At 65.2% G+C, this 25,740-nt stretch carries 21 protein-coding genes; 17 read left to right on the top strand and 4 right to left on the bottom strand.

What is annotated here, in order from left to right; all coding sequences use genetic code 11:
* The first annotated feature begins 145 nt into the window (after window positions 1-145).
* Window positions 146-2,104, top strand: a complete 1,959-nt coding sequence (gene dsbD, locus J2X54_RS03280) for a protein-disulfide reductase DsbD (RefSeq protein ID WP_310177823.1) — start codon at window positions 146-148, stop codon at window positions 2,102-2,104.
* A 38-nt stretch (window positions 2,105-2,142) separates the two neighbouring features.
* Here the strand turns inward: dsbD and J2X54_RS03285 are convergent, their stop codons facing one another.
* Entirely contained in the window at window positions 2,143-2,619 is a 477-nt protein-coding gene (locus tag J2X54_RS03285) for a Spy/CpxP family protein refolding chaperone (protein ID WP_310177825.1), read from the bottom strand.
* A gap of 199 nt (window positions 2,620-2,818) precedes the next feature.
* Here J2X54_RS03285 and J2X54_RS03290 point away from each other — a divergent pair, with 199 nt between their 5' ends.
* The 4 genes from J2X54_RS03290 to J2X54_RS03305 are packed head-to-tail and all read left to right on the top strand — an operon-like array spanning window position 2,819 to window position 9,204.
* Window positions 2,819-3,547: a response regulator gene (locus J2X54_RS03290; protein ID WP_070245995.1), complete on the top strand. Its 729-nt coding sequence runs from the start codon at window positions 2,819-2,821 to the stop codon at window positions 3,545-3,547.
* Complete coding sequence (locus J2X54_RS03295) at window positions 3,544-4,899, top strand: ATP-binding protein (protein ID WP_070245976.1); 1,356 nt, start codon at window positions 3,544-3,546, stop codon at window positions 4,897-4,899. Before J2X54_RS03290 ends, J2X54_RS03295 begins: the two co-directional genes overlap by 4 nt.
* 58 nt (window positions 4,900-4,957) lie before the next feature.
* A complete protein-coding gene (locus tag J2X54_RS03300) occupies window positions 4,958-6,109 on the top strand; it encodes an efflux RND transporter periplasmic adaptor subunit (RefSeq protein WP_310177830.1) in 1,152 nt (383 codons plus the stop codon).
* A gap of 2 nt (window positions 6,110-6,111) precedes the next feature.
* Window positions 6,112-9,204, top strand: coding sequence for an efflux RND transporter permease subunit (locus J2X54_RS03305; RefSeq protein WP_310177831.1), 3,093 nt, complete (start codon window positions 6,112-6,114; stop codon window positions 9,202-9,204).
* A 25-nt stretch (window positions 9,205-9,229) separates the two neighbouring features.
* On the opposite strand, the gene J2X54_RS03310 is transcribed toward J2X54_RS03305, so the two are convergent.
* Window positions 9,230-9,451, bottom strand: a complete 222-nt coding sequence (locus J2X54_RS03310) for a TA system antitoxin ParD family protein (protein ID WP_310177834.1) — start codon at window positions 9,449-9,451, stop codon at window positions 9,230-9,232.
* 341 nt (window positions 9,452-9,792) lie between these two features.
* On the opposite strand from J2X54_RS03310, the gene J2X54_RS03315 reads away from it, so the two are divergent.
* The 11 genes from J2X54_RS03315 (at window position 9,793) to J2X54_RS03365 (ending at window position 23,047) form a co-directional block, all read left to right on the top strand.
* On the top strand, window positions 9,793-10,707 hold the full coding sequence (locus J2X54_RS03315) for a hypothetical protein (protein ID WP_310177836.1): 915 nt from the start codon (window positions 9,793-9,795) through the stop codon (window positions 10,705-10,707).
* A 136-nt stretch (window positions 10,708-10,843) separates the two neighbouring features.
* Entirely contained in the window at window positions 10,844-11,740 is an 897-nt protein-coding gene (locus J2X54_RS03320; protein WP_310177838.1) for an ABC transporter ATP-binding protein, read from the top strand.
* A 10-nt stretch (window positions 11,741-11,750) separates the two neighbouring features.
* The gene (locus J2X54_RS03325) at window positions 11,751-15,344 is read left to right on the top strand and encodes a M1 family aminopeptidase (protein WP_310177840.1); all 3,594 of its coding nucleotides are present in this window, start codon (window positions 11,751-11,753) and stop codon (window positions 15,342-15,344) included.
* The gene (locus tag J2X54_RS03330) at window positions 15,337-15,468 is read left to right on the top strand and encodes a hypothetical protein (protein WP_310177843.1); all 132 of its coding nucleotides are present in this window, start codon (window positions 15,337-15,339) and stop codon (window positions 15,466-15,468) included. The genes J2X54_RS03325 and J2X54_RS03330 overlap by 8 nt, the downstream gene beginning before the upstream one ends.
* Before the next feature lie 12 nt (window positions 15,469-15,480).
* The gene (locus J2X54_RS03335) at window positions 15,481-16,443 is read left to right on the top strand and encodes a DUF5694 domain-containing protein (RefSeq protein WP_310177847.1); all 963 of its coding nucleotides are present in this window, start codon (window positions 15,481-15,483) and stop codon (window positions 16,441-16,443) included.
* Between the two features lie 12 nt (window positions 16,444-16,455).
* The gene (locus J2X54_RS03340) at window positions 16,456-16,704 is read left to right on the top strand and encodes a DUF1272 domain-containing protein (protein WP_070245969.1); all 249 of its coding nucleotides are present in this window, start codon (window positions 16,456-16,458) and stop codon (window positions 16,702-16,704) included.
* A 66-nt stretch (window positions 16,705-16,770) separates the two neighbouring features.
* Entirely contained in the window at window positions 16,771-17,820 is a 1,050-nt protein-coding gene (locus J2X54_RS03345; RefSeq protein WP_310177850.1) for a MerR family transcriptional regulator, read from the top strand.
* A gap of 31 nt (window positions 17,821-17,851) precedes the next feature.
* Entirely contained in the window at window positions 17,852-18,523 is a 672-nt protein-coding gene (locus J2X54_RS03350; protein ID WP_310177852.1) for an ABC transporter ATP-binding protein, read from the top strand.
* On the top strand, window positions 18,520-20,595 hold the full coding sequence (locus J2X54_RS03355; RefSeq protein WP_310177855.1) for an HlyD family efflux transporter periplasmic adaptor subunit: 2,076 nt from the start codon (window positions 18,520-18,522) through the stop codon (window positions 20,593-20,595). Before J2X54_RS03350 ends, J2X54_RS03355 begins: the two co-directional genes overlap by 4 nt.
* Entirely contained in the window at window positions 20,592-21,815 is a 1,224-nt protein-coding gene (locus J2X54_RS03360) for an efflux RND transporter periplasmic adaptor subunit (protein WP_070245966.1), read from the top strand. Before J2X54_RS03355 ends, J2X54_RS03360 begins: the two co-directional genes overlap by 4 nt.
* On the top strand, window positions 21,812-23,047 hold the full coding sequence (locus J2X54_RS03365; RefSeq protein WP_310177859.1) for an ABC transporter permease: 1,236 nt from the start codon (window positions 21,812-21,814) through the stop codon (window positions 23,045-23,047). Before J2X54_RS03360 ends, J2X54_RS03365 begins: the two co-directional genes overlap by 4 nt.
* 26 nt (window positions 23,048-23,073) lie before the next feature.
* On the opposite strand, the gene hemB is transcribed toward J2X54_RS03365, so the two are convergent.
* Together hemB and yihA are read right to left on the bottom strand one after the other, a co-directional pair.
* Window positions 23,074-24,090, bottom strand: a complete 1,017-nt coding sequence (hemB, locus tag J2X54_RS03370) for a porphobilinogen synthase (protein ID WP_310177861.1) — start codon at window positions 24,088-24,090, stop codon at window positions 23,074-23,076.
* A gap of 22 nt (window positions 24,091-24,112) precedes the next feature.
* Complete coding sequence (yihA, locus tag J2X54_RS03375; protein ID WP_070245963.1) at window positions 24,113-24,874, bottom strand: ribosome biogenesis GTP-binding protein YihA/YsxC; 762 nt, start codon at window positions 24,872-24,874, stop codon at window positions 24,113-24,115.
* A gap of 155 nt (window positions 24,875-25,029) precedes the next feature.
* Here yihA and J2X54_RS03380 point away from each other — a divergent pair, with 155 nt between their 5' ends.
* Complete coding sequence (locus tag J2X54_RS03380; RefSeq protein ID WP_310177864.1) at window positions 25,030-25,716, top strand: c-type cytochrome; 687 nt, start codon at window positions 25,030-25,032, stop codon at window positions 25,714-25,716.
* Window positions 25,717-25,740: the final 24 nt, after the last annotated feature.

The raw sequence follows: 25,740 nt of genomic DNA on the forward strand, positions 1-25,740 counted from the left end.
GCAAACTCCCGGAAGGCGAAAAGTTGAGTGTCGCACAAAATTCCGCCGCTGTGCCCGGTCTCGACCTTGCCGTGGCCCGGACGGAAAATGCGTGCCCGGTGTACTATGCCAGTGCTTTGACTTCCCGCCCCGAGAGAAAGTATTCATGTCACGTCTTGTCCGATTTGTCGCCGCGCTGCTGCCGCTGGCGTTGTTACTGTTCTGCGGGGCCGCCCGCGCCCAGGATTTCCTCGAGCCGGCCAAGGCGTTCCGCTTTTCCGCCAGCATGGTCGATGGCCACACGATCGCGGTCAATTTCCAGATCGCTGATGGCTACTATATGTACCGCGAACCGTTCAAGTTCAGCGCCACTGGCGCCAGGCTGGGCACGCCGGTTATCCCGGCCGGCAAGATCCATTACGACCCGACGTTCGAAAAAGATGTCGAAACCTACCGCAAGAGCGTGACCATCACCATTCCGGTGGACGTGAACGGTGCATTTACCCTGCAGGTGAGCGGCCAGGGCTGCTCCGAAAAGGGGCTGTGCTATTCACCGCAGGACTACACGGCGCAACTGACCGGCAGCGGTTCGGTGCCGTTGCCGGCTGCTGCCGGCAAGGCTGCTGCGCCCACGGCAGCTGTCGCAACCGGTGCAGCCAACGCCACCGTAGCCAATGCCACCGCAGCCGGCGCAACCGCTGCCGCAGCGTCGCCCGCGATGGCCAAAGCCGCCGCAGTCGGCGAAGGCAAGCCCGCTGCCGTCAGCCCCGGCGTGACCATTTTCCCGATTGCGCCACCGACCGCTGAAGACATCGTGCCGCCACCGGCGCCCGTTGCTGCTCCCGCCACTGCAGCCGCCGCGCCAGCCAATGACAGCAGCCGCCTCGAAGCCGCCCTCAAGACTGGCAGCCTGCTGGTGATCCTGCCGCTGTTCGCGCTGCTGGGCCTGGGCCTGTCGTTCACGCCATGCGTACTGCCGATGGTGCCGATTTTGTCCTCGATCATCGTGGGCGAAGGCGACCGCAGCAACCGCAAGCGCGGCCTGCTGTTATCGGTCACCTATGCATTGGGCATGGCCATCGTGTACACAGCGCTGGGCGTGGCCGCAGGCCTGGCCGGCGAGGGGTTGTCGGCCGCACTGCAAAATCCGTGGGTGCTGGGCAGCTTCGGTGCGCTGATGGTGCTGCTGTCGCTGTCGATGTTCGGCTATTACGAGTTGCAAGTGCCGGCCGCGCTGCAATCGAAACTCAGTTCGGTGTCGAACCAGCAGTCGTCGGGCAAGCTGGCCGGCGTGTTCGTCATGGGCGCCATCTCCGCGCTGATCGTCGGGCCGTGCGTGGCCGCGCCGCTGGCCGCTGCGCTGGTCTACATCAGCCAGACGCGCGACGTGTTCATTGGCGGCAGCGCCCTGTTCGCCATGGCGGTGGGCATGAGCGTGCCGCTGATCCTGGTCGGCGCCTCGGCCGGCGCGCTGCTGCCCAAGGCGGGCAAGTGGATGGATGCGGTTAAACGTTTCTTCGGTGTGCTGATGCTGGCGATGGCCTTGTGGCTGGTGTCGCCGGTGTTACCTCCCGTGGTACAGATGATGGGCTGGGCGGCGTTGTTGGTCGGCTACGGCATGTATCTGCTCCTTAACAGCGCCAAGTGGCCGGCCAAGGCGCTGGGCGTGGTGGCGGTGGCGCTGGGCGTGGTGCAACTGGGCGGCATGGTAACGGGCGGGCGCGACCCGCTGGCGCCGCTGGCGCACGTGACCGGCTCGAAAGACCAGCACTTGGCATTCCAGCGCATCAAGACCGTGGCCCAGCTCGACGCGATCCTGGCGCAGACTGGCGGCAAGACCGTGATGCTCGATTTTTATGCCGACTGGTGCGTGTCGTGCAAGGAGATGGAAAAGCTGACTTTTGTCGATCCCCAGGTGCAGGCAAAGCTGGCCAACACGCTATTGCTGCAGGTCGATGTGACGGCCAACGATGCCGACGACAAGGCCATGCTCAAGCGCTTTGGCCTGTTCGGGCCGCCGGGGATTATCCTGTTCGATGCGCAGGGGCGCGAGATTGGCGGTTCGCGCGTGATCGGGTACCAGAATGCAGCGAAGTTTGCACAGTCGCTGGAGCGATTGAAGTGATTGGATCCCCGCGCAGGCGGGGATCCAATGTTGATCGCTTAACCGCGATGCATGCGATGACCACCCCATCCACCATGCTTGGCGCGCATGCTGTGCTGGTCGAACGCGGCTTTCTGTTCAGGCGTGAGCTGGTTGTAAAACGCCGTCATCGCGCTCAGATGCTGTTGCATTTTGTCTTCACGCATCTTGGTTCTTTCGATCATCTTGCTCAAACGTTCAGGCGAGGACAGCTTGGCGAATTCGCCGCGTGGTGGCCGTGCACCCGTGCGGGCTGCCGGCTTGATGGCCGCCTGGTAAGCGGCCCAGGCCGATTCCTGTTGTGCCGTCAGTTTTAGCTGGTCGTGCAGGCGCGCCTGGCGCTTGGCGTACATTTCTTCCATCTTGGCCTGGCGCTGCTCCGGCGTGGCGCGCTGGCTGTGCTCGGGTTTAGTCTGCGGTGCAGCGTCCTGTGCCTGGGCGGCCGCCATGCCCAGTACCGTAAAACCGATGAGGATGCTTTTGCGAATGATGTTCATGGTCGTTCCTTTCGTCTTGGTGGGGAGTAGCGCAGCGTTGTTTCTGCGCTTGAGACCATCTTCGCTGCCAAAGATTGCCATGACGTTTCTCTAGTCACAGTATTTGTATCCAGATGTGACGTATTTCTTCATGGCACATATACAAGCCGATACAATTGGGCATTGGTAGCGCAAGCATGAACTGGGGATAATGACGTCCATGGAACCTACATCGACAATTCTGATCGTTGACGACGATCGCGACATTCGCACCCTGCTGGCCGACTACCTCGAGTCGAACAGTTACCGGGCGCTGTGCGCCGCCGACGGCACCGCCATGTGGAAGCTGCTCGACGAGTCCAAGCCGGACCTGGTCGTGCTCGACCTGAACCTGCCCGGCGACGATGGCCTGACCCTGTGCCGCAAGCTGCGCGCGCAATCGACCCTGCCGGTGATCATGCTGACCGCCCGCGCCGAGCCGCTCGACCGTATCCTCGGCCTGGAAATGGGCGCCGACGACTACCTGCCCAAGCCGTTCGAGCCGCGCGAGCTGCTGGCGCGCATCCGCAGCGTCCTGCGCCGCAGCAATGCCATGCCCAGCGGCAGCGGCGCCGACAAGGCGCAGCAAATGCGCTTTTCCAACTGGACCCTGGACCTGACCGCGCGCCACCTGCTCAACCCGGACGGCCTGGTGATCATGCTGTCGGGCGCCGAGTTCCGCTTGTTAAAGGTATTCCTGGAACACCCGAACCGCGTGCTCAACCGCGACCAGCTGCTCAACCTCACCCAGGGGCGCGACGCCGATCCGTTCGACCGCTCGATCGACATCCAGATCAGCCGCCTGCGCCAGAAGCTCGGCGAGGACGCGCGCGTGCCGCAAATCATCAAGACCGTGCGCAACGGCGGCTACGTGCTGGCCGGCCAGGTCACGGTGGAGCCGCACGCGTGAAAGATTTTTTCGGGTCGATGACCGGCCGCGTGTTCCTGGTGCTGCTGCTGGGCATGATGGCCTCGGCGGCGCTGACACAATGGCTGTCGGTTGGCGAGCGCACCAGGTCGTTCGAGCGCTACCGCGATTTTCACGCCATGGAGCGCGCCGAGCAGCTCATTACCACGGCCGATACGCTGGCGGCCGAGTCGCGGCCCACGTATCTGCGCATGGCCGAGCGCGGCACCATCAAGCTCGAGCGCATTGCCGGGGCGCCTGCGGTGACCGGCGCAGCGACGGCATTTTCCCACGCCTTGCAGCAGCGCCTGACCAAGGGCGTGCAACTGCAGCCGGTGGCCGGCCGGCCAGTCGAGTGCGGCCAGCCACGCCAGCGCTCCATCTTCGCGCCCAGCCAGTGGGGCGGCGCCTGCGAAGCGATGTACGTCACCCTGCGCGACGGCACCAGCCTCAAACTGTCGATCCTGCCGCCACCTGAAGTGCCAGCCAAAGCATTGAGCGAATACATTTCGCTGCTGCCGTTCTTGCTGTCGGTGGCGGCGCTGGCCTACCTGGTCACGCGCATGGCCGTGCGGCCGCTCAAGCTGCTGGCCAAGGCTGCCAAGGATCTCGGTAACGACATCAACCACCCGCCGGTGGTGCTCAGCGGCGCCGCCGAGATCCGCCAGGCCAGCGCGGCCTTCAACGCCATGCAGGCGCGCATTCGTCAGCACATCATGCAGCGCACGCAAATGCTCGCCGCCATCACCCACGACCTGCAAACGCCGCTCACGCGGCTGCGGCTGCGGCTGGAAAAAGTGCGTGACGACGAATTGCAGCAGCGCCTGATCGACGACCTGTCGGCCATGCAGCAAATGGTGCGCGAGGGCCTGGACCTGGCGCGCAGCATGGACGCGTCGGAAACCATGCAGGCGCTCGACCTCGATTCGCTGCTCGACAGCGTGTGCAGCGACGCCTCCGACAGCGGTCAGCCGGTGGAACTGCGCGGGCGCGCCAACATGGCGCTGATGGGCCGGCCGCTCGACATGCGCCGTTGCCTGGTGAACTTGATCGACAACGCCGTCAAGTATGGCCACTACGCCAACGTCACCGTCGAGCGGATCGCCGGCGCGGCGCGCGTGATCATCCGCGACGGCGGCCCCGGCATCGCCAGGGACCAGATGGCGCACGTGTTCGAGCCGTTTTACCGGATCGAATCGTCGCGCTCGCGCGAGTCGGGCGGCACCGGCCTGGGACTGACCATCGCGCGCAACATCGCCGAGCAGCACGGCGCCACCGTGGCGCTCAACAACCACCCCACCGGCGGCCTGGAAGTGACGGTGATCTTGCCGGAATCATACGCAGGCCGCTTGTAGAACACTCCCGCAGTACCAAACACAACAGCCATACCTAAAACACAAAGACTGTTCCAACATGAAAAAATCGACAATTGTTACCCTGGCGGCCACGGCCGCCGTCATCGGCTTATCCGGCTGGTACATGAAAAGCGGCGGCAACCACGCCGCGCCAGCTGGCAAGCAGGCCAGCGGTCCCCAAGGCCCGACCACGGTGAGCGTGGTGGCGCCGCAGCGGCGCGACGTGCCGGTGGTGTTGCAGGCCAACGGCACCGTCACGCCGATCAGCACCGTGGACCTGCATCCGCAAACGACCAGCACCATCGTCCGGGTGCACATCAAGGAAGGGCAGTTCGTCAAGGCGGGCGAGCTGATGTTCTCGCTCGACGACCGCAGCGCCCGCGCCAACGTGGAAAAGGCAGCGGCCCAGGTGGCGCGCGACCGCGCCGCGCTGGCCGACGTCGAGCGCCAGTACCAGCGCGCCGAAGATTTGCTGGCACAGAAATACGTGGCGCAAGGCGCAGTCGATACACTCAAGAGCCAGGTCGAGGCGGCAAAGGCCGTGCTGGCCGCCGACCTGGCCGCCGCCAGTGCCGTGGGCGTGGACGCCAGCTACAACACCATCCGCGCACCGATGTCGGGCCGGGTGGGCGCGATCAACGTCTATGCCGGCAGCCTGGTGCAGATGAGCACGTCGCTCACGACCGTCACCCAGCTCGACCCGATCAACGTCGCCTTTACCTTGCCGGAGTCGGCGCTGGGCGGCCTGCTCGAAGCGCAGCGGCGCGGCGCGGTGCCGGTGCGCGTGACGCAGCCGACGTCGGACAAGGAACTGACCGGCGCACTGAGCTTTATCGACAGCACGGTCGATCCGGTGGCCGGCGTGATCCGCGTCAAAGCCCAGTTCGACAACAAGGTCACCAGCCTGTGGCCGGGCCAGTACGTCAACGCGCAACTGGTGTCGCACGTGCTGCCGAACGCCACGGTGATCCCGCAAAACGCCATCATCAGCAATACCCGGGGCACCTTTATCTATGCGGTTGATGGCGACCAGTCGGCCAGGGTGGTGCCGGTCAAGCGCCTGCACGCGTTCGGTGACTTTGCCGCCGTCTCCGGCCTCAAGGGCAACGAGCAAGTGATCGTCGACGGCAAGCAGAACCTGCGCCCGGGCGGCAAGGTCCGCATTGCCACCGCCGACAAGGCGCTTGATGCTACCGTCACCAAGGGCTGAGCATGAATATCTCCGAGTTGTGCATTCGCCGTCCGGTGATGGTGGTGCTGCTGTCGGTCACGCTGGTGTTGGCTGGCGTGCTGTCGTATTTCTACATTCCGGTGGCTGCGCTGCCCAGTTACAACACGCCGGTGATCAACGTCTCGGCCGACCTGCCGGGAGCGTCGCCCGAGACCATGGCGTCGTCGGTGGCGCTGCCGCTGGAAAAGCAGTTTTCCACGATTGCCGGCCTGACCCTGATCACGTCGTCGAACACGCTGGGTAATTCTTCTCTCACGCTCGAATTCGATACCAGCATCAACGTCAACGAAGCGGCGGTCGATGTGCAGGCCGCCTTGCTGCGCGCCCAGCGCCAGTTGCCGATCGAAATGACCGATTTGCCGTCGTACCGCAAGGTCAACCCGGCCGACGCGCCGGTGCTGTTCATGACCATGAATTCGCCGTCGCTCACCTTGGCCGAACTGAACGATTACGCCGAAAACCTGGTGGCGCCCAGCCTGTCCACCTTGCCGGGCGTGGCGCAGGTAAGCGTCAACGGCCAGAAGCGTTTCGCGGTGCGTATCCGCGCCCGGTCCGACCTGCTCAACGCCCGCGACCTGACCCTGGAAGAACTGCAGCAGGCGATCAAGTCGGCCAACGCCAATACGCCGCTCGGTGTCCTCGACGGTCCCAGCCAGACCCTGACCATCCAGGGCAACCCGCAACTGATGAAGGCGTCCGAGTTTGCCGACCTGATCGTGGCGGTGCGCAACGGCGAGCCGGTGCGCCTGAAAGACGTGGCGACGGTGGAAGACAGCTTCCAGTCGGTCAAAGCGGCCGGCAGCTACAACGGCGAGCGCTCGATCGTGCTGCTGGTGCAGCGCCAGCCCGACGCCAATACCGTGCAGGTGGTCGATGGCGTGCGCGCGCTGCTGCCGCGGTTCCAGTCGCAATTGCCGGCGTCGGTCAACATCAACCTGGTCAATGACCGCTCGGTGTCGATCCGCGAGGCGATCCACGATGTGAATCTGACCTTGCTGCTGACCATCGTGCTGGTGGTGCTGGTGATCTTTTTGTTCCTGCGCCGCGCGGCCGCCACCTTCATTCCGGCGATTACCATGCCGATTTCGCTGCTGGGCGCGCTGGCCTTGCTGTACGCGTTCGGCTACAGCCTCGACAACATCTCGCTGCTCGGCATCACGCTGGCCGTGGGGCTGGTGGTCGATGACGCCATCGTGGTGCTGGAAAACATCGTCCGTCATATCGAGCTGGGTAAAAAACCGCTGCAGGCGGCGCTGATCGGCTCGAAGGAAATGGGTTTTACGATTATCTCGATCTCCGTGTCGCTGGTGGCCGTGTTCATTCCGATCTTCTTCATGCCCGGTGTGATCGGTCTGATGTTCCACGAATTTGCGGTGGTGGTGGCGCTGGCGGTGCTGGTATCGGCGGCGGTATCGCTGATGCTGGTGCCGATGCTGGCCAGCCGCCTGCTGCCGGCCGATACCATCGACCCCGAGCATGACAAAGGCAACTGGCTGGGACGCTGGTTCGAGGCCGGTTTTACCAGGCTGCGCAATGGCTACGCCAGCACGCTCGACATCGCGCTGCGCCATCGCTTCCCGGTGTTGATGCTGGCCTTCGGCACTTTTGCGCTGACGGTGGTGCTGTACATGGCGATCCCGAAAGGCTTCTTCCCCGAGGAAGACCTGGGGCAAATCCGCGTCAACACCGAGGCCTCGGAAGATATCTCGACGTCGGCCATGCTGGCGCTGCAAGACCGCGTGGTGGACGTGCTGCGCGCCGACCCCAATGTGCAGGACGTGACGTCGTTTACCGGCGGCGGCAATACCGGCCGGATGTTCCTGGTATTGAAGCCCCGGGCCCAGCGCGACAAGATGCCGCAAGTGCTCGACAGCCTGCGTAAGGCGACCCGGTCGATACCCGGCATTGCCGTATACCTGAGCCCGGTGCAAAACCTGCAACTGGGCGGGCGCCAGTCCAAGAGCCGCTACCAGTACACCTTGCAGTCGGTCAGCCCCGGCGCGCTGGGCGAGTGGGCGCAGAAATACCAGGAGCTGCTGCGCGCCGATCCCGATTTCCGCGACGTCACCAGCGACACGCAAAATCGTGGCTTGCAGGCTTCGCTCAAGATCGACCGCGACAAGGCCAACAACCTGGGCGTGGCGCTGGGCGACGTGCGCACCGCGCTGTACCTGGCCTTTGGTGAGCGGCAGGTCTCGACCATCTATTCGCCGGCGGCCAGCTACTACGTGATCCTCGAAGCGGCCGACGCCGATCGCCAGTTCGATAATGCACTGACGAAAATCTCGGTGCGCAACAAGGCCGGTCAACTGGTGAAACTGTCGAGCTTTGCCAGCGTGGAGCGCACCGTCGGCCCCACGGCAGTCAACCACCAGGGCCAGTTGCAGGCGATTACCCTGTCGTTCAACCTGGCGCCCGATGTACCGCTGGGCAAGGCCACCGCCAAGATCGACCAGATGGGCATCGACATGCGCCTGCCACCGTCGATCATCACCAACTATGGCGGCGACGCGGCCGTGTTCCAGAGTTCGCAAGGCAGCCAGGTGGTGCTGATCCTGGCGGCGCTGGGCGTGATCTACGTGCTGCTGGGCGTGCTGTACGAGAGCTATATCCACCCGTTGACCATCCTGGCCGGCTTGCCGTCGGCAGCGGTGGGGGCATTGATCACGCTGTGGATTTTTAATCTCGACCTGACCATGATCGCCATCATCGGCATCCTGATGCTGATCGGCATCGTCAAGAAAAACGCCATCATGATGATCGATTTCGCCCTGCACGTGCAGCGCACCGAGGGCAGGGCGCCGGCCGAAGCGATCCGCGAAGCGTGCATCCTGCGCTTCCGGCCGATCATGATGACCACGCTGGCAGCCATCATGGGCGCGCTGCCGATTGCCCTGGGCCTGGGCGCCGGCGCCGAACTGCGCCAGCCGCTGGGTCTGGCCGTGGTGGGTGGGTTGATCTTTTCGCAAGCAATTACGCTGTACATCACGCCGGTGATTTACCTGTACCTGGACCGGTATAGCGGTACGGGACCGCTCAGTGACGAGGCGGTGGCCGGCGCGCCGGTTACGTGAGGCGTGACAATGATGTCCAGCACGGCTAGCTCCCGAACTGGTAAGGCTCAAGCATGCCCGCTTTTGCCTCCTGTGCCGCCAGCAGGGTGTCCTTGATGAATTGCAGGGGCAGGTCGGGATTCTCGTCGACGGCTTTGCCAAGCCGCGCCCAGTATTCGATCTGCATCGGAATGGACCGGTGCTCGGCAGCGGCATGCGGCTTTGCCATTTCCACCAGATCAGCCGATAGTTTCAATGCAACAGACATATGGGACCCCTCGAGTAAAAAATCAGAATGCCACCGACGACAGGCTTTTGCAACCGCCAGGCGGAATCCGGTGTTTATGTGCCATTCCACACTAAAATTTACCCCGGTATCGCGTATCGTAAGGCATCCTTACGCATCCGTAATGCAAATTACTTGCTTTGGATACATAAGGTAACACCCGTCAAGAGCCGTAACTTGTAAAGTAGATACTTGGAGCACGCACGCCGTTTCGTGCGGCGCGCTATGATGGCTGGCTTTGAATTCCCGAGCGATTCCCAAAATGCCGGGAGTCTGGCACTATGGCCGCATTTTGAAGACTTCGTTCCACAAGGTTCCGTATCTTGCACCACGACTCCCACATCCTTTCCGCCAACGGTTATTGCGAAACCTGCGGCCAGCCTTTGCCGCTGCCGGGGGACGCGTACGCCTTGTGGGAACAGAAGAAATCGATTACCCGCCGCTACGGCCTGGCGTTCACCGTCGCCCTGCACCTGGCGTTCGTGCTGTACTACCTGTTTGCGCCGTCGCCGCCACCGCCGAAGACCAAGTCCGCGCCCAAGGGCGGCGAGATGGTGTACATCTCGCCATTGCCGATCACGCCGCAAAAGCCGACCGTCAAGCCGTCACCGAAGAAGGCTGAACCCAAGCCGACCAAGCCGGTCAAGCCCGCGCCAAGCAAGCCGAGCACCGTGCGCACCAAGCCGACGCCGGCCCAGCCCAAGCTGGAAACCTTTGTGCCGCCGGTGCAGGCGACCATGACGCCGCCACCACCACCGCCGCAAGAGCAGGACATGTCGCAGATGCTGGCCAAGCGCCGCGCCGAGCGCGAGGCGGCCAATCCGTCGCCGCAGCCGGCCGAGCCGGCCCAGTCGGCCGCCGAGCGCTCGCTGGCGCGCGCCAAGGCCAATATCGCCGGCGCCAACGCCCGGGGCGGCCAGGATCCCAACGACACCGGCGGCGTGTTCTCGGTGGACAAGCGCTCCAACAGCGCCGACGTGAAATTCCGTGGCTGGAATACCAACTTCAAGCGCAACTGGCTGCAACAGATCCACGTCGAGCAGGGCAGCGAGAAGGATATCGAGACCGCCGTGGCCAAGGAAATGATCAAGATCATCCGCAAGGAAAAGCCGGGCGACTTCGAATGGGAATCGCGCCGCCTGGGCCGTACCGTCAAGATGAGTGCGCGCAAGGAAGACGAGGCGGAATTGCTGTCCTTCCTGCTCAAGGAAATGTTCCCCGAGTATCGCCAGTACTGACGTCCACCCCCGCGTTTTGTGCCGTCTGTCGCACAAAACCGCCGTTGATCGAAAGACACTGATAAGTTTGCAACTTTGCTCTATAGTAAGGTTGCTTCGGAGCGTGTGGCTCCGGCTTATCAGGAGACCTGGCGTCATGCTTTCGATCAAACAGCTCAACAAGACCTACGACAACGGCGTCAAGGCCATCAACGACGTCACGCTGGAGATCGGCCATGGCATGTTCGGCCTGCTGGGTCCGAACGGCGCCGGCAAGTCGTCGCTGATGCGCACCATCGCCACCCTGCAGGACCCCGACAGCGGCTCCATCACCTTCAACGGCCTCGATGTATTGGCCGAGCCGCAGGCGCTGCGCCGCCAGCTTGGCTACCTGCCGCAGGATTTCGGCGTCTATCCCAAGGTGAGCGCCGAGGTGCTGCTCAACCACTTTGCGGTGCTCAAGGGCCTGACCGCGCGCGGCGAGCGCAAGGAAGCGGTCGAAGCGCTGCTGCAGCAAACCAACCTGTGGGACGCGCGCAAGCGCAACCTGGGCACGTATTCGGGCGGCATGCGCCAGCGCTTCGGCATTGCCCAGGCGCTGCTGGGCGCGCCCAAACTGGTGATCGTCGACGAGCCGACCGCCGGCCTCGATCCCGACGAGCGTAACCGTTTTCTCAATCTTCTGGCCCGCATCGGCGAACAGGTGGTGGTCATCCTCTCCACCCACATCGTCGAAGACGTCACCGACCTGTGCCCGCAGATGGCGGTGATCGTCAAGGGCCAGGTACTGGTGCAGGGCGAGCCGCAGGCCGCCATCGACACCCTGCGCGACAAGGTGTGGCGCCGCACCGTGAGCGCCGAGGCGCTGCCCGGCTACCAGGAGCGCATGAACGTGCTGCGCACCCGCCTGGTGGGTGGCAAGCCGCAAATCCACGTGTATGCGGACAGCCAGCCCGACGACGGCTTCATCGCGGTCGAGCCGAACCTGGAAGACGTGTACTTCCTGCACGTGCGCGCCGCCCACCGCGCCGTTGCGGCTGTGGTTCAGGCTTGAGGAGCACGCCATGCTGATGGAATTCTTCAAGTTCGACCTGCGCTACCAGTTGCGCCAGCCGCTGCTGTGGGTCACCGCCTTCGTGCTGGGCCTGATGGCCTTCGGCGCCACCACCAGCGACGCCGTGGTGGTGGGCGGCGCGATCGGCAACGTCCACCGCAACGCGCCGGTGGTGGTGGTGCAGTTGCTGGGCGCCTTTACCGTGCTGTCGATGCTCACGGTGACCATCTTTATCGCCGGCGCCGTGCTGCGCGATACCGAGGTGGGTATCTCCGACATGTTGTTCGCCACGCCGATGCGCAAGTACCAGTACCTGGTCGGACGCTTCCTGGCCGGCCTGGCAGCGTGCCTGGCGATGTTCGTGGTGATCGCACTGGGCACGGTGATCGGTCCGATGATGCCGTGGGTGGACGCGGTGCGCGTGGGCCCGGTGCCGTTGCACGCCTACCTGTGGGCGTTCGCCTGGCTGGTGATCCCCAACCTGGTGTTCATCGGTGCGCTCTTGATGCTGCTGGCGGCCACCACCCGCTCGATGATGATGGTGTACCTGGGCGTGCTGGTCTTCTTCGTGCTGTGGGGCGTGGCCGGCGTGTTGACGCGCGATGTCAGCAATGAATGGTTGCCGGTGCTGATCGATCCGTTCGGCGTGCGCGCCTTTGGCCGCGCCACCCGCTACTTCACTTCCGCCGAATCGAACACCATCGTGCCGCCGGTCGCCGGTTATTTGCTGGCCAACCGCGCGCTGTGGCTGGGCGTGGCGCTGGCCTGCTTTGGCGCCACGCTGGTGCTGTTCAAGCCGCAGCGCGCCGGCACCGGCCGCCGCTGGTGGGGCCGCAAGCGCAGCAGCGCGGCAGTGGCGGCGCCGGTGGTGCAGGTGGCGCCCGCTGCCAGCGTGCTGCCGGCGATTGTGCCGCGCTTCGGGCCGGGCACCGCCTGGCAGCAATGCTGGCAGATCCTGCGCTTCGACGCCGCGGCCGTGTTCAAGAGCGTGCCGTTCCTGGTGATGCTGATCTTCGGCATGGCCAATTTTATCGGCGCCGCCAGCCAGGGCAGCAAGATGTTCGGCACCACCATTTACCCGGTGACGTACATGATGCTCGAGACCCTGCAAGGCAGCTTCAGCTTCCTGCTGATCATCGTGCTGACCTTCTACGCCGGTGAGCTGATCTTCCGCGACCGCCAGTTCAAGGTGGCCGACGTGAGCGATGCGCTGCCGGTGCCCGACTGGGCGCCGCTGGTGGCCAAGAGCCTGGCGCTGGCGGGCGTGGTGTTCGGCTTTTTGCTGGTCGGTGCGCTGACGGCGATGTGCGTCCAGCTGCTCAAGGGCGGCGTGCCGGTGGAGCCGGTCCTGTACCTGCAGGCGCTGCTGCTCGACTCGGCCAGCTTCGTGATGCTCGGCATGCTGGCGCTGGTGTTGCAGGTGCTGGTCAACAACAAGTTCATCGGCTACCTGGCGATCGTCCTCTACATGGTGGCGCAACTGGTGCTGGGCGCGCTGCATTTCGACCACAACCTCTACAACTTCGCCGCGCTGCCGCAACTCAAGTACTCCGACATGAACGGTTACGGCCACTTCCTGCTGGGCTGGTCGTGGTTTGCCGTGTACTGGGGCTGCGCCACGCTGGCGCTGCTGGTGGTGGCGCAGGCGTTCTGGGTGCGTGGCCTGGTACTGCCGTGGCGCCGCCGCGTGCGCGCCGCAGGCAGCCGCCTGCGCGGGCCGTCCGGCGTGCTGCTGGCGCTGTGCCTGGCCGGCTTTGCCGGCACCGGCGCCTGGATCTTCCACAACACCAATCAGCTCAACCGCTACCAGCCTGGCAATGTGCGCATGGACGAGCAGGCCCGTTACGAAAAATCGTACCGTCGCTACAAGGACCTGCCGCAGCCGCGCGTGACCGACGTGCGCGCCGATGTCGATCTCTATCCGGACCAGCGTCGCGTGATCGTGCGCGGTCATTACCGCATGGAAAACAAGAGCGGCGCGCCGCTGGCCGAGCTGCGCCTGCAACTGAACCCAGACGTGACCACGCGCTTTGCCAACCTGCCCGCGCACACGGTCGTCAGCGACGACCAGGCGCTGGGCTTTCGCGTGCTGCGCCTGGCGCAGCCGATCGCCGCCGGCGCCCAGCTCGACCTCGACTTCACGGTCGACGTCCATCCCGAAGGGTTCACCAACCAGGGCGCGCCCGATGGCATCAACCTGAACGGCACTTTCTTCAACAACGGCGCCTTCTTCCCGCGCTTTGGCTACCAGCCGGACATGGAGCTCAAGGACCGCAACGAGCGCCGCAAGCGGGGACTGGGCGAACCGCAGCGCATGGCCAGGCTGGAAGATGAAAAAGCGCGCGCCAACAACGTCTTTGGCGACACCGACTGGATCAATTTCGAGACCACCGTTTCCACGTCCTCCAACCAGATCGCGATGGCGCCCGGCTACCTGCAAAGCACTTGGGAAAAGGATGGCCGCCGCTATTTCCACTACAAGATGGACCGGCCGATGGTGGGCTTCTTTGCCTACCTGTCGGCGCGCTGGAATGTGAAAAAGGGCGAATGGCGCGGCTTGCCGATCGAGGTGTATTACGATGCCAGGCACGGCTACAACGTCGACCGCATGATCACCTCGACGCAAAAGTCGCTCGACTACTTTGTCGCCAACTTCACGCCGTACCAGTTCCGCCAGGTACGCATCCTCGAGTTCCCGAGGTACCAGAGCTTTGCCCAGTCGTTTGCCAACACCATCCCGTATTCGGAGAGCATCGGTTTCATTGCCGACCTGCGTGACAAGAACGATATCGACTACGTGTTCTACGTGACCGCGCACGAGATGGCGCACCAGTGGTGGGGCCACCAGGTGGTGGGCGCCAATGTGCAGGGCGCGTCGATGCTGATCGAATCGCTGGCGCAGTACTCGGCGCTGATGGTGATGGAGAAGGAGTACGGCCGCAACAAGCTGCGCCGCTTCCTGCGCTTCGAGCTCGACGCCTACTTGCGCGGCCGTGGCGGCGAAGTGATCGAGGAGCTGCCGCTGTACCGCGTGGAAAACCAGGACTACATCCACTACCGCAAGGGCAGCCTGGTGTTTTACCGCCTGCGCGACGAGATCGGCGAAGACGCGGTCAACCGCGCGCTCAAGCGCTTCCTGCAGGACAAGGGCTACCAGCAGGCGCCGTACACCACCAGCCGCGAATTGCTCGAGTATTTGCGCGCCGAAGCGCCGCAGGACAAGCACGCCTTGATCACCGACCTGTTCGAAAAGATCGTCCTGTACGACAACCGCGTGACCGAGGCGAGCGCCAAAAAGCGCCCGGACGGCCAGTGGGACGTCACCCTGAAACTGCACCTGGCCAAGCTGGAAGCGGACGGCAAGGGCAAGGAAACGCCGCGCGCCTACGACGAGCCGGTGGAAATCGGCATCTTCGCCCGTGCCCCGGGCGCCAAGGAGGCCGACGAAAAAGTGCTGTACCTGGAAAAGCGCCTGCTGCGCGGCAGCGACCCGGTCTTGACGGTGACGGTCAAGGACAAGCCGTTCGAGGTGGGCATCGATCCGTACAACAAGATGATCGACCGCGTGCCGGGCGATAACCGCAAGGAGGTGGGCAATGAATAGGACGCTGGTGCGCAGGTTGATGGCGGGACTGGTTGCAGCGGTGGTGACGCAGGGGGCAGCACTGGCCGCCGAACCGCCCAAGCCGCAGTTCGATCCTTCAACCCTCAAGCTGGCGCGGGGGTAAATCAACCAGGTGATGGTGCTGGGCTCGCCGCACTTGTCGCAACTGCCCAAGCCGTTCGATGCGACGACCTTACAGTTGCTCAACGAGCGGCTGGTGGCGTGGCAGCCGCAGGCGATCGCCATCGAGCATCTGTCTGGCGTGCAGTGCGCGATGATGCAGCGCTACCCGCAGCGTTACGCCGATAGCGTCAAGACCTATTGTCGCGATACCTCGGCAGCCCAGGCGGCGACCGGTCTCGATGTGTTCGAGGCCACCGACCGGGCCGAGCGTCTGCTGGCCGCCTGGCCGGCCGCTCCCACCACCGGCCAGCGGCGCGAACTGGCAGCGCTGTTCCTGGCCGCCGGCGAGCCCGGTTCGGCCCTGGTGCAGTGGCTGCGCCTGCCGGTGACTGAGCGGCACGCTGGCGACAGCCTTGATGCCGCGCTGGTGGAAACCATCAACAAGCTGATGGTGCGGCCCGACGAGAGCTACCTGGTCGCCGCGCAGGTAGCCGCACGGGTGGGACTCGAGCGGCTGTACGCAATGGACGACCACACGGCCGACAGACCGGAACCATCCGCAGCAGAACAGAAGGCGGCCGGTGCGGCCATCATGGCCACTTGGGACAACCCGGCCACCGCCCAGCGCAGCCGCAACGACAAGGTCCTGCAACGCCGGATCGGCACGTCCGCCGGCGTGCTGGCGATGTACCGGGCGTACAACGACCCCAGCGAACCGGCGCTGGTCTTCAAGAGCGACTTCGGCGCGGCGCTGGAAGAGCCATCGCCCCGGCACTACGGCCGTGGTTACGTGGCCTGCTGGGAGACGCGCAACCTGCGCATGGCGTCCAATATCCGCGACGCCATGAGTCCGCCCGGCCTGCGCATGCTGGTGGTCGTGGGCGCATCGCACAAGTTTTATCTTGAAGCGTATCTGAACCAGATGCATGATGTGCGTATCGTCGGTACCGATGTGGTACTGCACAACGGACCTTGAGGAGACTACGCCATGCTGCAACTGCGACCCAGCTGCGAATGCTGCGACACCGACCTGCCGCCGGAGTCCACTGAGGCGCGCATCTGCTCGTTCGAATGCACGTTCTGCGCACCGTGCGCCACGTCGAAACTGGCGGGCAAGTGCCCGAACTGCGGCGGCGAACTGGTGGCGCGGCCACGGCGCCCGCTGGCCAAGCTGGTCAACAATCCCGCTTCCACCGAGCGCATCTTCAAACCGGCCGGTTGCGCCGAGTTCGTATAAAGTCCTTGACCCTCACGCAACGTCAGGCGCCAACCTGTCTGTACGCACAAAGACGGGAGCTTGACGATGTTGTTGAAAATAGGTGAACTGGCCAAACGCACGGGGTTGACGGTGCGCACGCTCCACCATTACGACGCCATCGGCCTGCTCCAGCCTTCCGCACGCACCGATGCCGGCTACCGGCTCTACAACCGAACCCACATCGCCCGGCTGCATCACATCCAGGCGCTGCGCAAGTTCGGCTTGTCGCTGGCCGACATCGGTGCTTCCCTGGACAGACCGGACCTGCCGCTTGCCGACGTGGTTGCCCAGCAGATTACCGTGCTGACGCGACAGATCGACCAGGCCGCCACCTTGCGTGCGCGCCTGGTGGCGATGCACGAGCAACTGGCGCAGCAGCAGGAACCCGGACTGGCCGATTGGCTGACCACTCTGGAGCTCATGACCATGTACGATCGATACTTTACCCCCGAAGAAGTCAAGCAACTGCCGCTGTACAACCCCGCCAACGCCGTCAAGGCCGAGTGGACCACGCTGGTGGCCGCCGTGCGTGCGCTGATGGCGTCCGGCGCCGGACCGGACCACCCGCGGGCACAGGCCTATGCCCGCCAGTGGATGGCAATGGTGGTGCGCGACACCGGCGCCAGCCCGGCCCTGTTCGCCAAGCTCAACACGATGCACGAGCGCGAAGCACTGGTGCAGGACGACACCGGCATCACGCCGGCAGTCATGCAGTTCGTGATTGCCGCCTCCGGCCAGCGCAAGCTGGCGCTGTACCGCAAATACCTCGACGACGACGAGTTTGCCTTCTTGCGCGACAACATCGGCAAGCGCGCGTCCGAATGGCCGCCGCTGGTGGCGCAGGTGCAAACTGCGATGGATGAGGGCAGGGCGCCCGAGTCGCCCGAAGTGCAGGCGCTGGCGCGCCACTGGCTCGACCTGTTCCGCTCGTTCGCGGGCGACAACCCGGCCACCCAGCACAAGGTGCGGCAGGCGCTGGTCAACGAACCGGGGCTGACCGACGACGGCTTCGTCACGCCGGCGCTGCGCGACTTCATGCGGGCGGCGATGGCGGCTGAGGCTGCAGTTACCAATCAGGTCAAGTTAAGTAATTGACAAAACCTGAAGGCGCCCGGATACTTGTTCAATGATAGAGCTGAGCAACATTCGCAAAACTTACCACCAGGGCGGCAACGCCATCCACGCGCTCGATGGCATCGACCTGCGCGTGGCGCCCGGTGAATTTGTCGCCATCATGGGGCCGTCCGGCTCCGGCAAATCGACGTTGCTGAATGTGCTCGGTGCGCTGGACCGGCCCGATACCGGCCGCTACCGGCTGGCCGAGGACGAAGTCTCCGCGCTCGACGACGATGCCGCGTCCGACGTGCGTAACCGCTGCATCGGCTTCGTGTTCCAGTCGTTCCACTTGCTGCCGCGTTTGAGCGTGCTGGAAAATGTGCTGCTGCCGCAGCGCTATGCGCGCCAACCCGACCCGGGTGCGGCAGCGCGCGCGGTGGCGCTGCTCGAACGCATCGGCCTCGGGCAGCGCACCGGCCATTTGCCGGGCCAGTTGTCGGGCGGCCAGTTGCAGCGCGCGGCCATCGCCCGGGCCTTGTTGAACCAGCCGGCGCTGCTGCTGGCCGATGAACCGACCGGCAATCTCGATTCGCGCAGCGCGGCCGATGTGCTGGCCCTGCTGCACGAACTGCATGCGGGCGGGCAGACCGTGGTGCTGGTGACCCACGATCCGGCGATCGCCGCCGGCGCCCAGCGCACCATTCATTTACGCGACGGCCGCATTGCCGGGGACGCCGCGTGACGCCCACGACGCTGAAGCGCACCAGGCTGGCGCTAACGGGCGCCGGTTTGCTGGCGCTGGTCATCGCTGCCGGCCTGAAACTGGGGCGGGCCGACGCGGCCAGCCCTCCGGCGCCGACCCCGGCCCCGGCGCCAGCGAGCCGGCCCGACACTGCCAGCCATGGCAACCAAGCTGCGCCGCGACCGGTACTGCTGACCGGCGAAGTCGAGGCGCTCGACTCACAAACCATCCTGGTGCCGCCGTCGAACTCGTCGCCGCTGGTGCTGCGCAACTTCGTCGCCGAAGGCAGCCAGGTCAAGACCGGTGACCTGGTGCTGCGCATCGAGACCGGCGATGCCGCCAATATCGAGCGCTATAAAACCGAACTGGAGCAGGCGCGCGCCCGCGCCGAGGGCGAAATCGCCAACCTGGACGTGGCGGTGGTGGAGACCGGCAAAGCGCTGGTCAGCGCCCAGGCCGCGCTGGACAAGGCCAGGCTCGATGCGGCGCTGCCCAAGGTGCAGATCTCGGCACTCGATTACGACCGCCACCAAGCGGAATTAGATCGCGCCACGCGCGACCTGGCCATCAAGCGCGACGCCGATGCCAGCGCGCGCGCTGCGGTGGACCGCCGCCGCGAAGACGGCGCGCTGGAAATCAAGAAGCTGCAAATCAACCTGGCGTTCCAGATTGCCCTGCTGGCGCAGTCGGAAGTGCGCGCGCAGCGCGACGGCGTGGTGGTGCACGGCTACAGCCCGTGGCTGGGCACGCGTTTCGAAGAAGGCTCCTCGGCCTGGCCCGGCAACGCCGCCGGCGTCGTGCTGGGGAGTGGCGAGATGGTGGTGACCGCGTGGGCACTGGAAGCGGACCGGCCCTACCTGGCCGAGGGCCAGGCGGTCGATCTGCAGTTCGACGCCTTGCCGGCGACCTTTACGCGCGCGGTGGCGGGGGTGATCAAGTCCATCACCAGCGCGCCGGAAGCACGCGCCAGCTGGGGCCGGGGCCGCTACTTCCGGGTCAAGATCGGCTTGCCCGCCGGCCATGCACTGGCGCTGGTGCCGGGCATGAGCGTCCAGGTAGCACCGCGCCTGCCCAGGGCGGGTGCTTCAAACCAGGCTGCAGCGCAACCTGCAGCGCCGACGCCAATGGCCGGCGAGGCGCTGGCCGTCGAGGGCGAAATCGCCTCGCGCAGCGCGCTGCCGGTAGCACCGCCCAGCATTCCCTACATCTGGCAATACAAGCTGGCGCGACTCGCGCCGGAAGGCACGCTGCTCGAAGCCGGCCAGCCGATCGCCGAGTTCGAGTCGAACGACGTCACGACCAGGCTGGTCACGCAACAGGGCGCGCTGCAGGAAAAACTGCGGGCACTCGACAAGCTCAAGCTGGACCAGGCCGAGGCCGACCGGGCCGGCGAACTGGCGGTGGCCGAGGCGCGCAGCAATGCCGACAAGGCCGACCGCAAGGCCACCATGCCGAAGGAATTGATACGGCGCGTCGATTACGACAAGCTGGTGATCGACCGCGTGGAGAAAAACCGCCTGGCCACGCTGGCAGTGACCCAGCAGCAGGCCCAGATCCGCGCCCGCCACGCCGAGCGCACCGGGCTGCAAGCGGAGATCGCCCAATTGCAGGCGCAGCTTGCCGCGCTGGTCAAGGGCAAGGCAGCGCTGGCCGTGCTGGCGCCGCGCAAGGGCATGGTGGTGTACCGCACCAGCTTCGACGGCCAAAAATTCAGCGCTGGCAGCCAGGTGTGGATGGGCCTGTCAGTCGCCACGCTGGCCGACCCCGAGCAGTTGTACGTGGCCGCCAGTGTGCCCGAAGCGCAGTCCTCGCGGGTTCGCCTGGGCCAGGCGGCGCGCGTGACGGTCCCCGGCAGCAACCAGACGCTCGATGCGCGGGTGGTGGCGCTCGGGCGCGCGTTCCATGGCAAATCGAGCGCGCAGGCCCTGGTGGTGCGCGATGTCGAATTGCAGTTCGAGGGCAAACCGGCCGGACTTAAACCCGGCGCGGCAGTGCAGGCGGTGCTGGTGGCCGACACCGCGCGGACCGTGCCGCCCGTAGCGTCGCAACCAGGAAAAACCAGCCAACCATGACCATGCACGTATTCAAACCCGCTGCGATGGCAGCGGTGGCCATGATGGCTGCTTTGGCCGGCTGCAACGTTGACCCGTCGGCGGGCAGTGTGGCCGCGGAAACGCTGGCGCCGCGCGCCTGGCTCGAAACCCTGGCGGTCGATGGCGAAATCAAGGCTGCCGCCAGCACCGCGCTCAACGTGCCCGGCAACGGCTGGAGCCGCCGCGTGCTGGTGGACATGGTGGCCGACGGCAGCAGCGTGCAAAAAGGCCAGGTGGTGGCGCGCTTCGATGCGCCGCAGTCGCGCATGGAGCTGTCGCAGGCCGAACTGGAATTGCTGCGCAAGGCGCTGGCCGAGCAGGCCAGTGCCAGCAACGCTGCCGTCGAGCGCGACAAGCTGGCTGGCGACCGCGCCAAGGTCGAAGACGACCTCGGACTGAGCCGCCGCTATGCCAGCGTCGACCTGAGTATTTTCGCGCGCAACACCGTCCTCGACGCGCTGGCCGATGTCGGCTTTTTGAGCACCAAGCGCAGCTACCTGGACTGGAAAGAAGGCCAGTCGCAGGCGCGCACCGCCGCCCAGGACGCGGTGCTGCATTCGCAGCGCGACAGCGTGGTGCAGACCGCCAGGCAAAAACGCGACAGCCTGGCCGCGCTGGAACTGGTGGCGCCGCATGACGGCATCTTCCTGCTGGCCGCCAAGTGGGACGGCACCAAGCCCCAGATCGGCGCCAGCCAGTCGGCCGGCCAGGAGTTCGGCAGCCTGCCCGACCTCGACCAGCTGGTGGCCCACTTCAGCGTGGCCGAAGGCGAGGCGTTCGGCCTGCGCACCGGCTTGCCGGTACGGGTACGCCTGGCCGGCACCGGTACCGAGCTGACCCTGACGGTGACACGGGTGGGCAGCAGCGCCAGTACCACGTCGCAGGAGTCGCCGGTCAAGTACAGCGATTTCGACGCCGCCATCGATACCGCCACCGCGCGCAAGCTCGGCCTCAAGCCCGGCCAGGCGCTGCGCGGCACGGTGCAACTGGTGGCGCGCAGCACCGCGCTGACGGTGCCCAATATCGCCGTGGTGCAGGATGGCGCCGGCCATGCCGTCTACACCGAAGAACATGGACGCCCAGTCCTGCACAAGGTGGAACTGGGCCAGCGCGGTCCCGTGCGCAGCGAACTGAAGAGCGGCATCGCGGCCGGCGCACGCATCGTATTGCTGCCGCCGGCCGCCACGGAGAAATCATGAACCTGGCCCTGTTGCACGAAGCGCTAACCGAACTGGGGCGGCGCAAGCTGCGTACCGGCCTGACCTTGCTGGGCATGGTGTTCGGCGTGGGCGCGATTGTCGCCATGCTGGCGGTGGGCGAGGGCAGCAAGCGCGAAGCATTGCGGCTGGTGGCCGAGCTGGGGCTCGACAATGTCCTGCTCGAAAGCAAGGCCATCGATCCCGAGCAGCTCAAGGAGTTGCGCACCCGTTCGCTGGGCCTGTCGGCAGCCGATGGCGCGGCGGCCCTGTCGGTGGTGCCGGGCGCGGTGTCGGTCGCGCTGAAAAAAGAAATCAAGGTCGATCAGCTGGTGCTCGACCAGCGCGTGGTGCCGGCGCGCGCCTACGCCGTCTCGCCCGACTACGCCGCGCACGGCGGCCTGCAACTGGCTGCCGGGCGCTGGCTGACGCCTGCCGACAGCGCCACCCTGGCGCCGGTCTGCGTGATCGGCGCGCGGCTGGCGCGCACGCTGTTCGGCGCTGCGCCGGCGCTGGGCCGTCGCGTCAAGCTCAACCATGTATGGCTGGAGGTGGTGGGCGTGCTGCAAGACCGCGCGCAAAGCAAGTCCGACTTCGAGGGCATCAAGCTCGGGCTCGACGACGAGCGCCTGTTCGTCGCCTGGGAGACCGGGCGTGCCCGGTTCAGCTTCAAGGCCATCGAGGACGAGGTCGACGGCATCAGCGTGCGGCTCGACGGCAAGGTAGCGCCGGACCAGGCCGCTCGCGTGTTGCAGGCATTGATCGCCCGCCGCCACGGCGGCGCCGACGACACCAACCTGATCGTGCCGATGGGCTTGTACCGCCAGAACCAGCAGACCCAGCGTATCTTCGCCATCGTCATGAGTTCGATTGCGGCGGTGTCGCTGCTGGTGGGCGGGATCGGCATCATGAACATCATGCTGGCCAATGTGCTCGAGCGGCGCCGCGAAGTGGGGCTGAAGCGGGCGCTGGGCGCCCGGCGCCGCGACGTGGTCGAGCAGTTCCTGGCCGAAGCGCTGGTGATCGCCGTCAGCGGCGCGCTGCTGGGCGTGGTGCTCGGCGCCGTGGCCGCGTACAGCATCGCCGCGTTGGCCGGCTGGTCGGTGGCGTGGTCACCATTCAGTCTGTTGGCGGCAGTGCTGCTGTGCGTGGCGGTGGGCCTGGCCTTCGGCGTGTTCCCGGCGCGCCAGGCAGCGGCGCTTGATCCGATCGCTGCGTTGCGCAGCGATGGCTGACCGACAGTGCCTGCGCCTGGGCTGGCTTATTTGCCAGCCTTGAGCAGGCGCGCGATATCGAGTGCGAAATAGGTCAGCACGGCGTCGGCGCCGGCGCGCTTGAACGCCATCATCGACTCCATCATCACCTTGTCGTGGTCGAGCCAGCCGTTCTGGGCGGCGGCCTTGAGCATCGCGTATTCGCCGCTGACCTGGTAGGCAAACGTGGGCACCTTGAATTCGTCCTTCACGCGGCGCACGATGTCGAGGTACGGCATGCCCGGCTTGACCATCACCATGTCGGCGCCTTCGGCCAGGTCGAGCGCCACTTCGCGCAGTGCTTCGTCGCTGTTGGCCGGGTCCATCTGGTACTGGTTCTTGTCGCCCTTGCCCAGGTTGGCAGCCGAGCCGACCGCATCGCGGAACGGGCCGTAGAAGGCCGAGGCGTACTTGGCCGAGTAAGCCATGATGCGGGTGTGGATGTGGCCGTGTTCTTCCAGTGCGGCGCGGATGGCGGCGATGCGACCGTCCATCATGTCCGACGGCGCCACCACGTCGGCGCCGGCCTCGGCGTGGCACAGCGCCTGCTTGACCAGCGCGGTGGTGGTGATGTCGTTGATCACGTAGCCGTGCTCGTCGATGATGCCGTCCTGGCCGTGCACCGTGTACGGGTCGAGCGCGACGTCGGTGAGGATGCCCAGTTCCGGGAACGCCTGCTTGAGGGCGCGGATCGCGCGCGGCACCAGGCCGTCCGGGTTGTGCGCCTCGGCGCCGTCGAGCGACTTGCCCGACGCCTCGATCACCGGGAACAACGCCATTACCGGGATGCCCAGCTCCACGCAATCCTGCGCCACTTTCAGCAGCAAGTCCACCGACACCCGCTCCACGCCCGGCATCGACGCCACGGCTTCGCGCTGCTGCGTGCCTTCGAGGATGAACACCGGGTAGATCAGGTCGGCGGCGGTGATGACGTTCTCGCGCATCAGCGCGCGCGAAAACGGATCGCGGCGCATGCGGCGCAGGCGCAGGGCCGGGAACGAGGAGGGGGCGTGAGGCGTATGCATCTTGTTACTTCCTTATTGAACGTTACTTGGCTTCTTTGACTTCGTCATCGTCATCTTCAGCGTCATCGGCGATGTCGATCTGTTCGACCTGGGCGGCAATCTGCGCAGCGGCGTCGTCGTCGGCGCTGACGCCGGCCAGTTCCAGGATCTTGTCGTTGGCTTCGTCGATGCCCACGCGCTTGAGCGCGGAGAACAGTTGCACGGTGAACGGGAAACCTTCGCCGTCTTCATCGACATAGCTGTCGAGACGGGCGCGCGCCTGGCGCAGCACGTTGACCGATTCGTTGCGGTTGAGCTTGTCGACCTTGGTCAGGATGCAGTGGATCGGCTTGCCGGTGGGAGCAAACCATTCGAGCATCTGGATGTCGAGGTCGGTGAACGGGCGGCGCGAGTCCATGATCAGGATCAGGGCAGCGAGCTGTTCGCGACGCTGGACGTAGTCGCCCAGCAGGCGCTGCCAGTGTAGCTTGGCCGAGCCCGACACTTCGGCGTAGCCGTAGCCGGGCAAGTCGACCAGCAGGCATTCGATCTCTTCGACGATGGTCGGGTCCTTGCGGTGCTGGGCCACGTGGGCGCCGCCGATCGAGAAATAATTGATGTGCTGGGTGCGGCCCGGGGTCTTGGACGCGAACGCCAAACCCTTCTGGTTGCACAGGATATTGATGGCGGTCGATTTGCCGGCGTTGGACCGACCGGCAAAGGCAATCTCCGGCACCGTGGTGTCGGGGAGATCGCGCAGTTGGTTTACGGTCGTAAAGAAGCGGGCTTGCCAGAGTTTAGACATGAGATAACGTAAGATGGGGGAAAATGCAACAAAGTGGGGCGGTTAGGCAGGTAAGCTATTGTACAATGCCTAGTCACGGAATGTTGCCAGGCATTCGAGAATGCCACGCCTTCATTCGGACGTAAAACTTTATAGACTCCTTCCAAGGTGCTTGAATGAAACGTGCGTTTTCTCCTTTGCTGAAACCCCTGCTCATCGCCGCCATCGCCTTTTCCGCTGCCAGCGGATACGCCCAAGATAAAGCGCCTGCCGCACCTGCTGCACCTGCGGCCCCCGCCAAGGTCGATCCCGCCAAGGGCGGCGTCCTGTACGTGGAAGGGGACGCCGCGCGCGGGCTGCCGGCCTGCGTGTCTTGCCACGGCGCCAATGGCAACTCGACCATTGCGGTCAATCCCAAGCTGTCGGCGCAAAGCCAGAGCTACCTGTACAAGCAGCTGGTCAACTTCACCACCGACGCCCGCAACCAGCCGGTGATGTCGCTGTACGCCAAGATGCTCACCAACGCCGACAAGCACAACGTGGCGGCCTGGCTGGCCACGCAGCCGGCCAAACCGGGTGCGGCCAAGAACCGCGACAGCATCGACCTCGGTAAAAAAATCTACCGCGGCGGCATCGCCGAGAAGAACGTGCCGGCCTGTGCCAGCTGTCATGGCGCCACCGGCGGTGGCATTCCCGCGCTGTACCCGCGCCTGGCCGGCCAGCACCAGGATTACACGGTCGCCCAGCTGGGACTGTTCAAGGGCCATGGCCGCAAGAACAGCCCGGAAATGGCCACCATCGCTGCCCGCATGTCGGATGATGAAATGAAAGCAGTAGCAGACTATGTCGCCGGGCTGAAATAGCGCTGCCTCGTAAATCGCTTGTAA

Origin of the sequence: Duganella sp. 3397, from assembly GCF_031456625.1 — a bacterium.
Taxonomy (GTDB): domain Bacteria; phylum Pseudomonadota; class Gammaproteobacteria; order Burkholderiales; family Burkholderiaceae_D; genus Rugamonas; species Rugamonas phyllosphaerae.

Excerpts from the sequence above, each read along its gene's own strand:
- J2X54_RS03290 (WP_070245995.1), top strand. The coding sequence starts at position 2,819 with ATGGAACCTACATCGACAATTCTGATCGTTGACGACGATCGCGACATT.
- J2X54_RS03380 (WP_310177864.1), top strand. The coding sequence starts at position 25,030 with ATGAAACGTGCGTTTTCTCCTTTGCTGAAACCCCTGCTCATCGCCGCC.
- J2X54_RS03345 (WP_310177850.1), top strand. The coding sequence starts at position 16,771 with ATGTTGTTGAAAATAGGTGAACTGGCCAAACGCACGGGGTTGACGGTG.
- J2X54_RS03360 (WP_070245966.1), top strand. The coding sequence starts at position 20,592 with ATGACCATGCACGTATTCAAACCCGCTGCGATGGCAGCGGTGGCCATG.
- J2X54_RS03300 (WP_310177830.1), top strand. The coding sequence starts at position 4,958 with ATGAAAAAATCGACAATTGTTACCCTGGCGGCCACGGCCGCCGTCATC.
- hemB (WP_310177861.1), bottom strand. The coding sequence starts at position 24,090 with ATGCATACGCCTCACGCCCCCTCCTCGTTCCCGGCCCTGCGCCTGCGC.
- J2X54_RS03335 (WP_310177847.1), top strand. The coding sequence starts at position 15,481 with ATGGTGCTGGGCTCGCCGCACTTGTCGCAACTGCCCAAGCCGTTCGAT.
- J2X54_RS03350 (WP_310177852.1), top strand. The coding sequence starts at position 17,852 with ATGATAGAGCTGAGCAACATTCGCAAAACTTACCACCAGGGCGGCAAC.
- yihA (WP_070245963.1), bottom strand. The coding sequence starts at position 24,874 with ATGTCTAAACTCTGGCAAGCCCGCTTCTTTACGACCGTAAACCAACTG.
- J2X54_RS03285 (WP_310177825.1), bottom strand. The coding sequence starts at position 2,619 with ATGAACATCATTCGCAAAAGCATCCTCATCGGTTTTACGGTACTGGGC.
- J2X54_RS03310 (WP_310177834.1), bottom strand. The coding sequence starts at position 9,451 with ATGTCTGTTGCATTGAAACTATCGGCTGATCTGGTGGAAATGGCAAAG.
- J2X54_RS03325 (WP_310177840.1), top strand. The coding sequence starts at position 11,751 with ATGCTGATGGAATTCTTCAAGTTCGACCTGCGCTACCAGTTGCGCCAG.
- J2X54_RS03330 (WP_310177843.1), top strand. The coding sequence starts at position 15,337 with ATGAATAGGACGCTGGTGCGCAGGTTGATGGCGGGACTGGTTGCAGCG.
- J2X54_RS03305 (WP_310177831.1), top strand. The coding sequence starts at position 6,112 with ATGAATATCTCCGAGTTGTGCATTCGCCGTCCGGTGATGGTGGTGCTG.
- J2X54_RS03340 (WP_070245969.1), top strand. The coding sequence starts at position 16,456 with ATGCTGCAACTGCGACCCAGCTGCGAATGCTGCGACACCGACCTGCCG.
- J2X54_RS03365 (WP_310177859.1), top strand. The coding sequence starts at position 21,812 with ATGAACCTGGCCCTGTTGCACGAAGCGCTAACCGAACTGGGGCGGCGC.
- J2X54_RS03320 (WP_310177838.1), top strand. The coding sequence starts at position 10,844 with ATGCTTTCGATCAAACAGCTCAACAAGACCTACGACAACGGCGTCAAG.
- dsbD (WP_310177823.1), top strand. The coding sequence starts at position 146 with ATGTCACGTCTTGTCCGATTTGTCGCCGCGCTGCTGCCGCTGGCGTTG.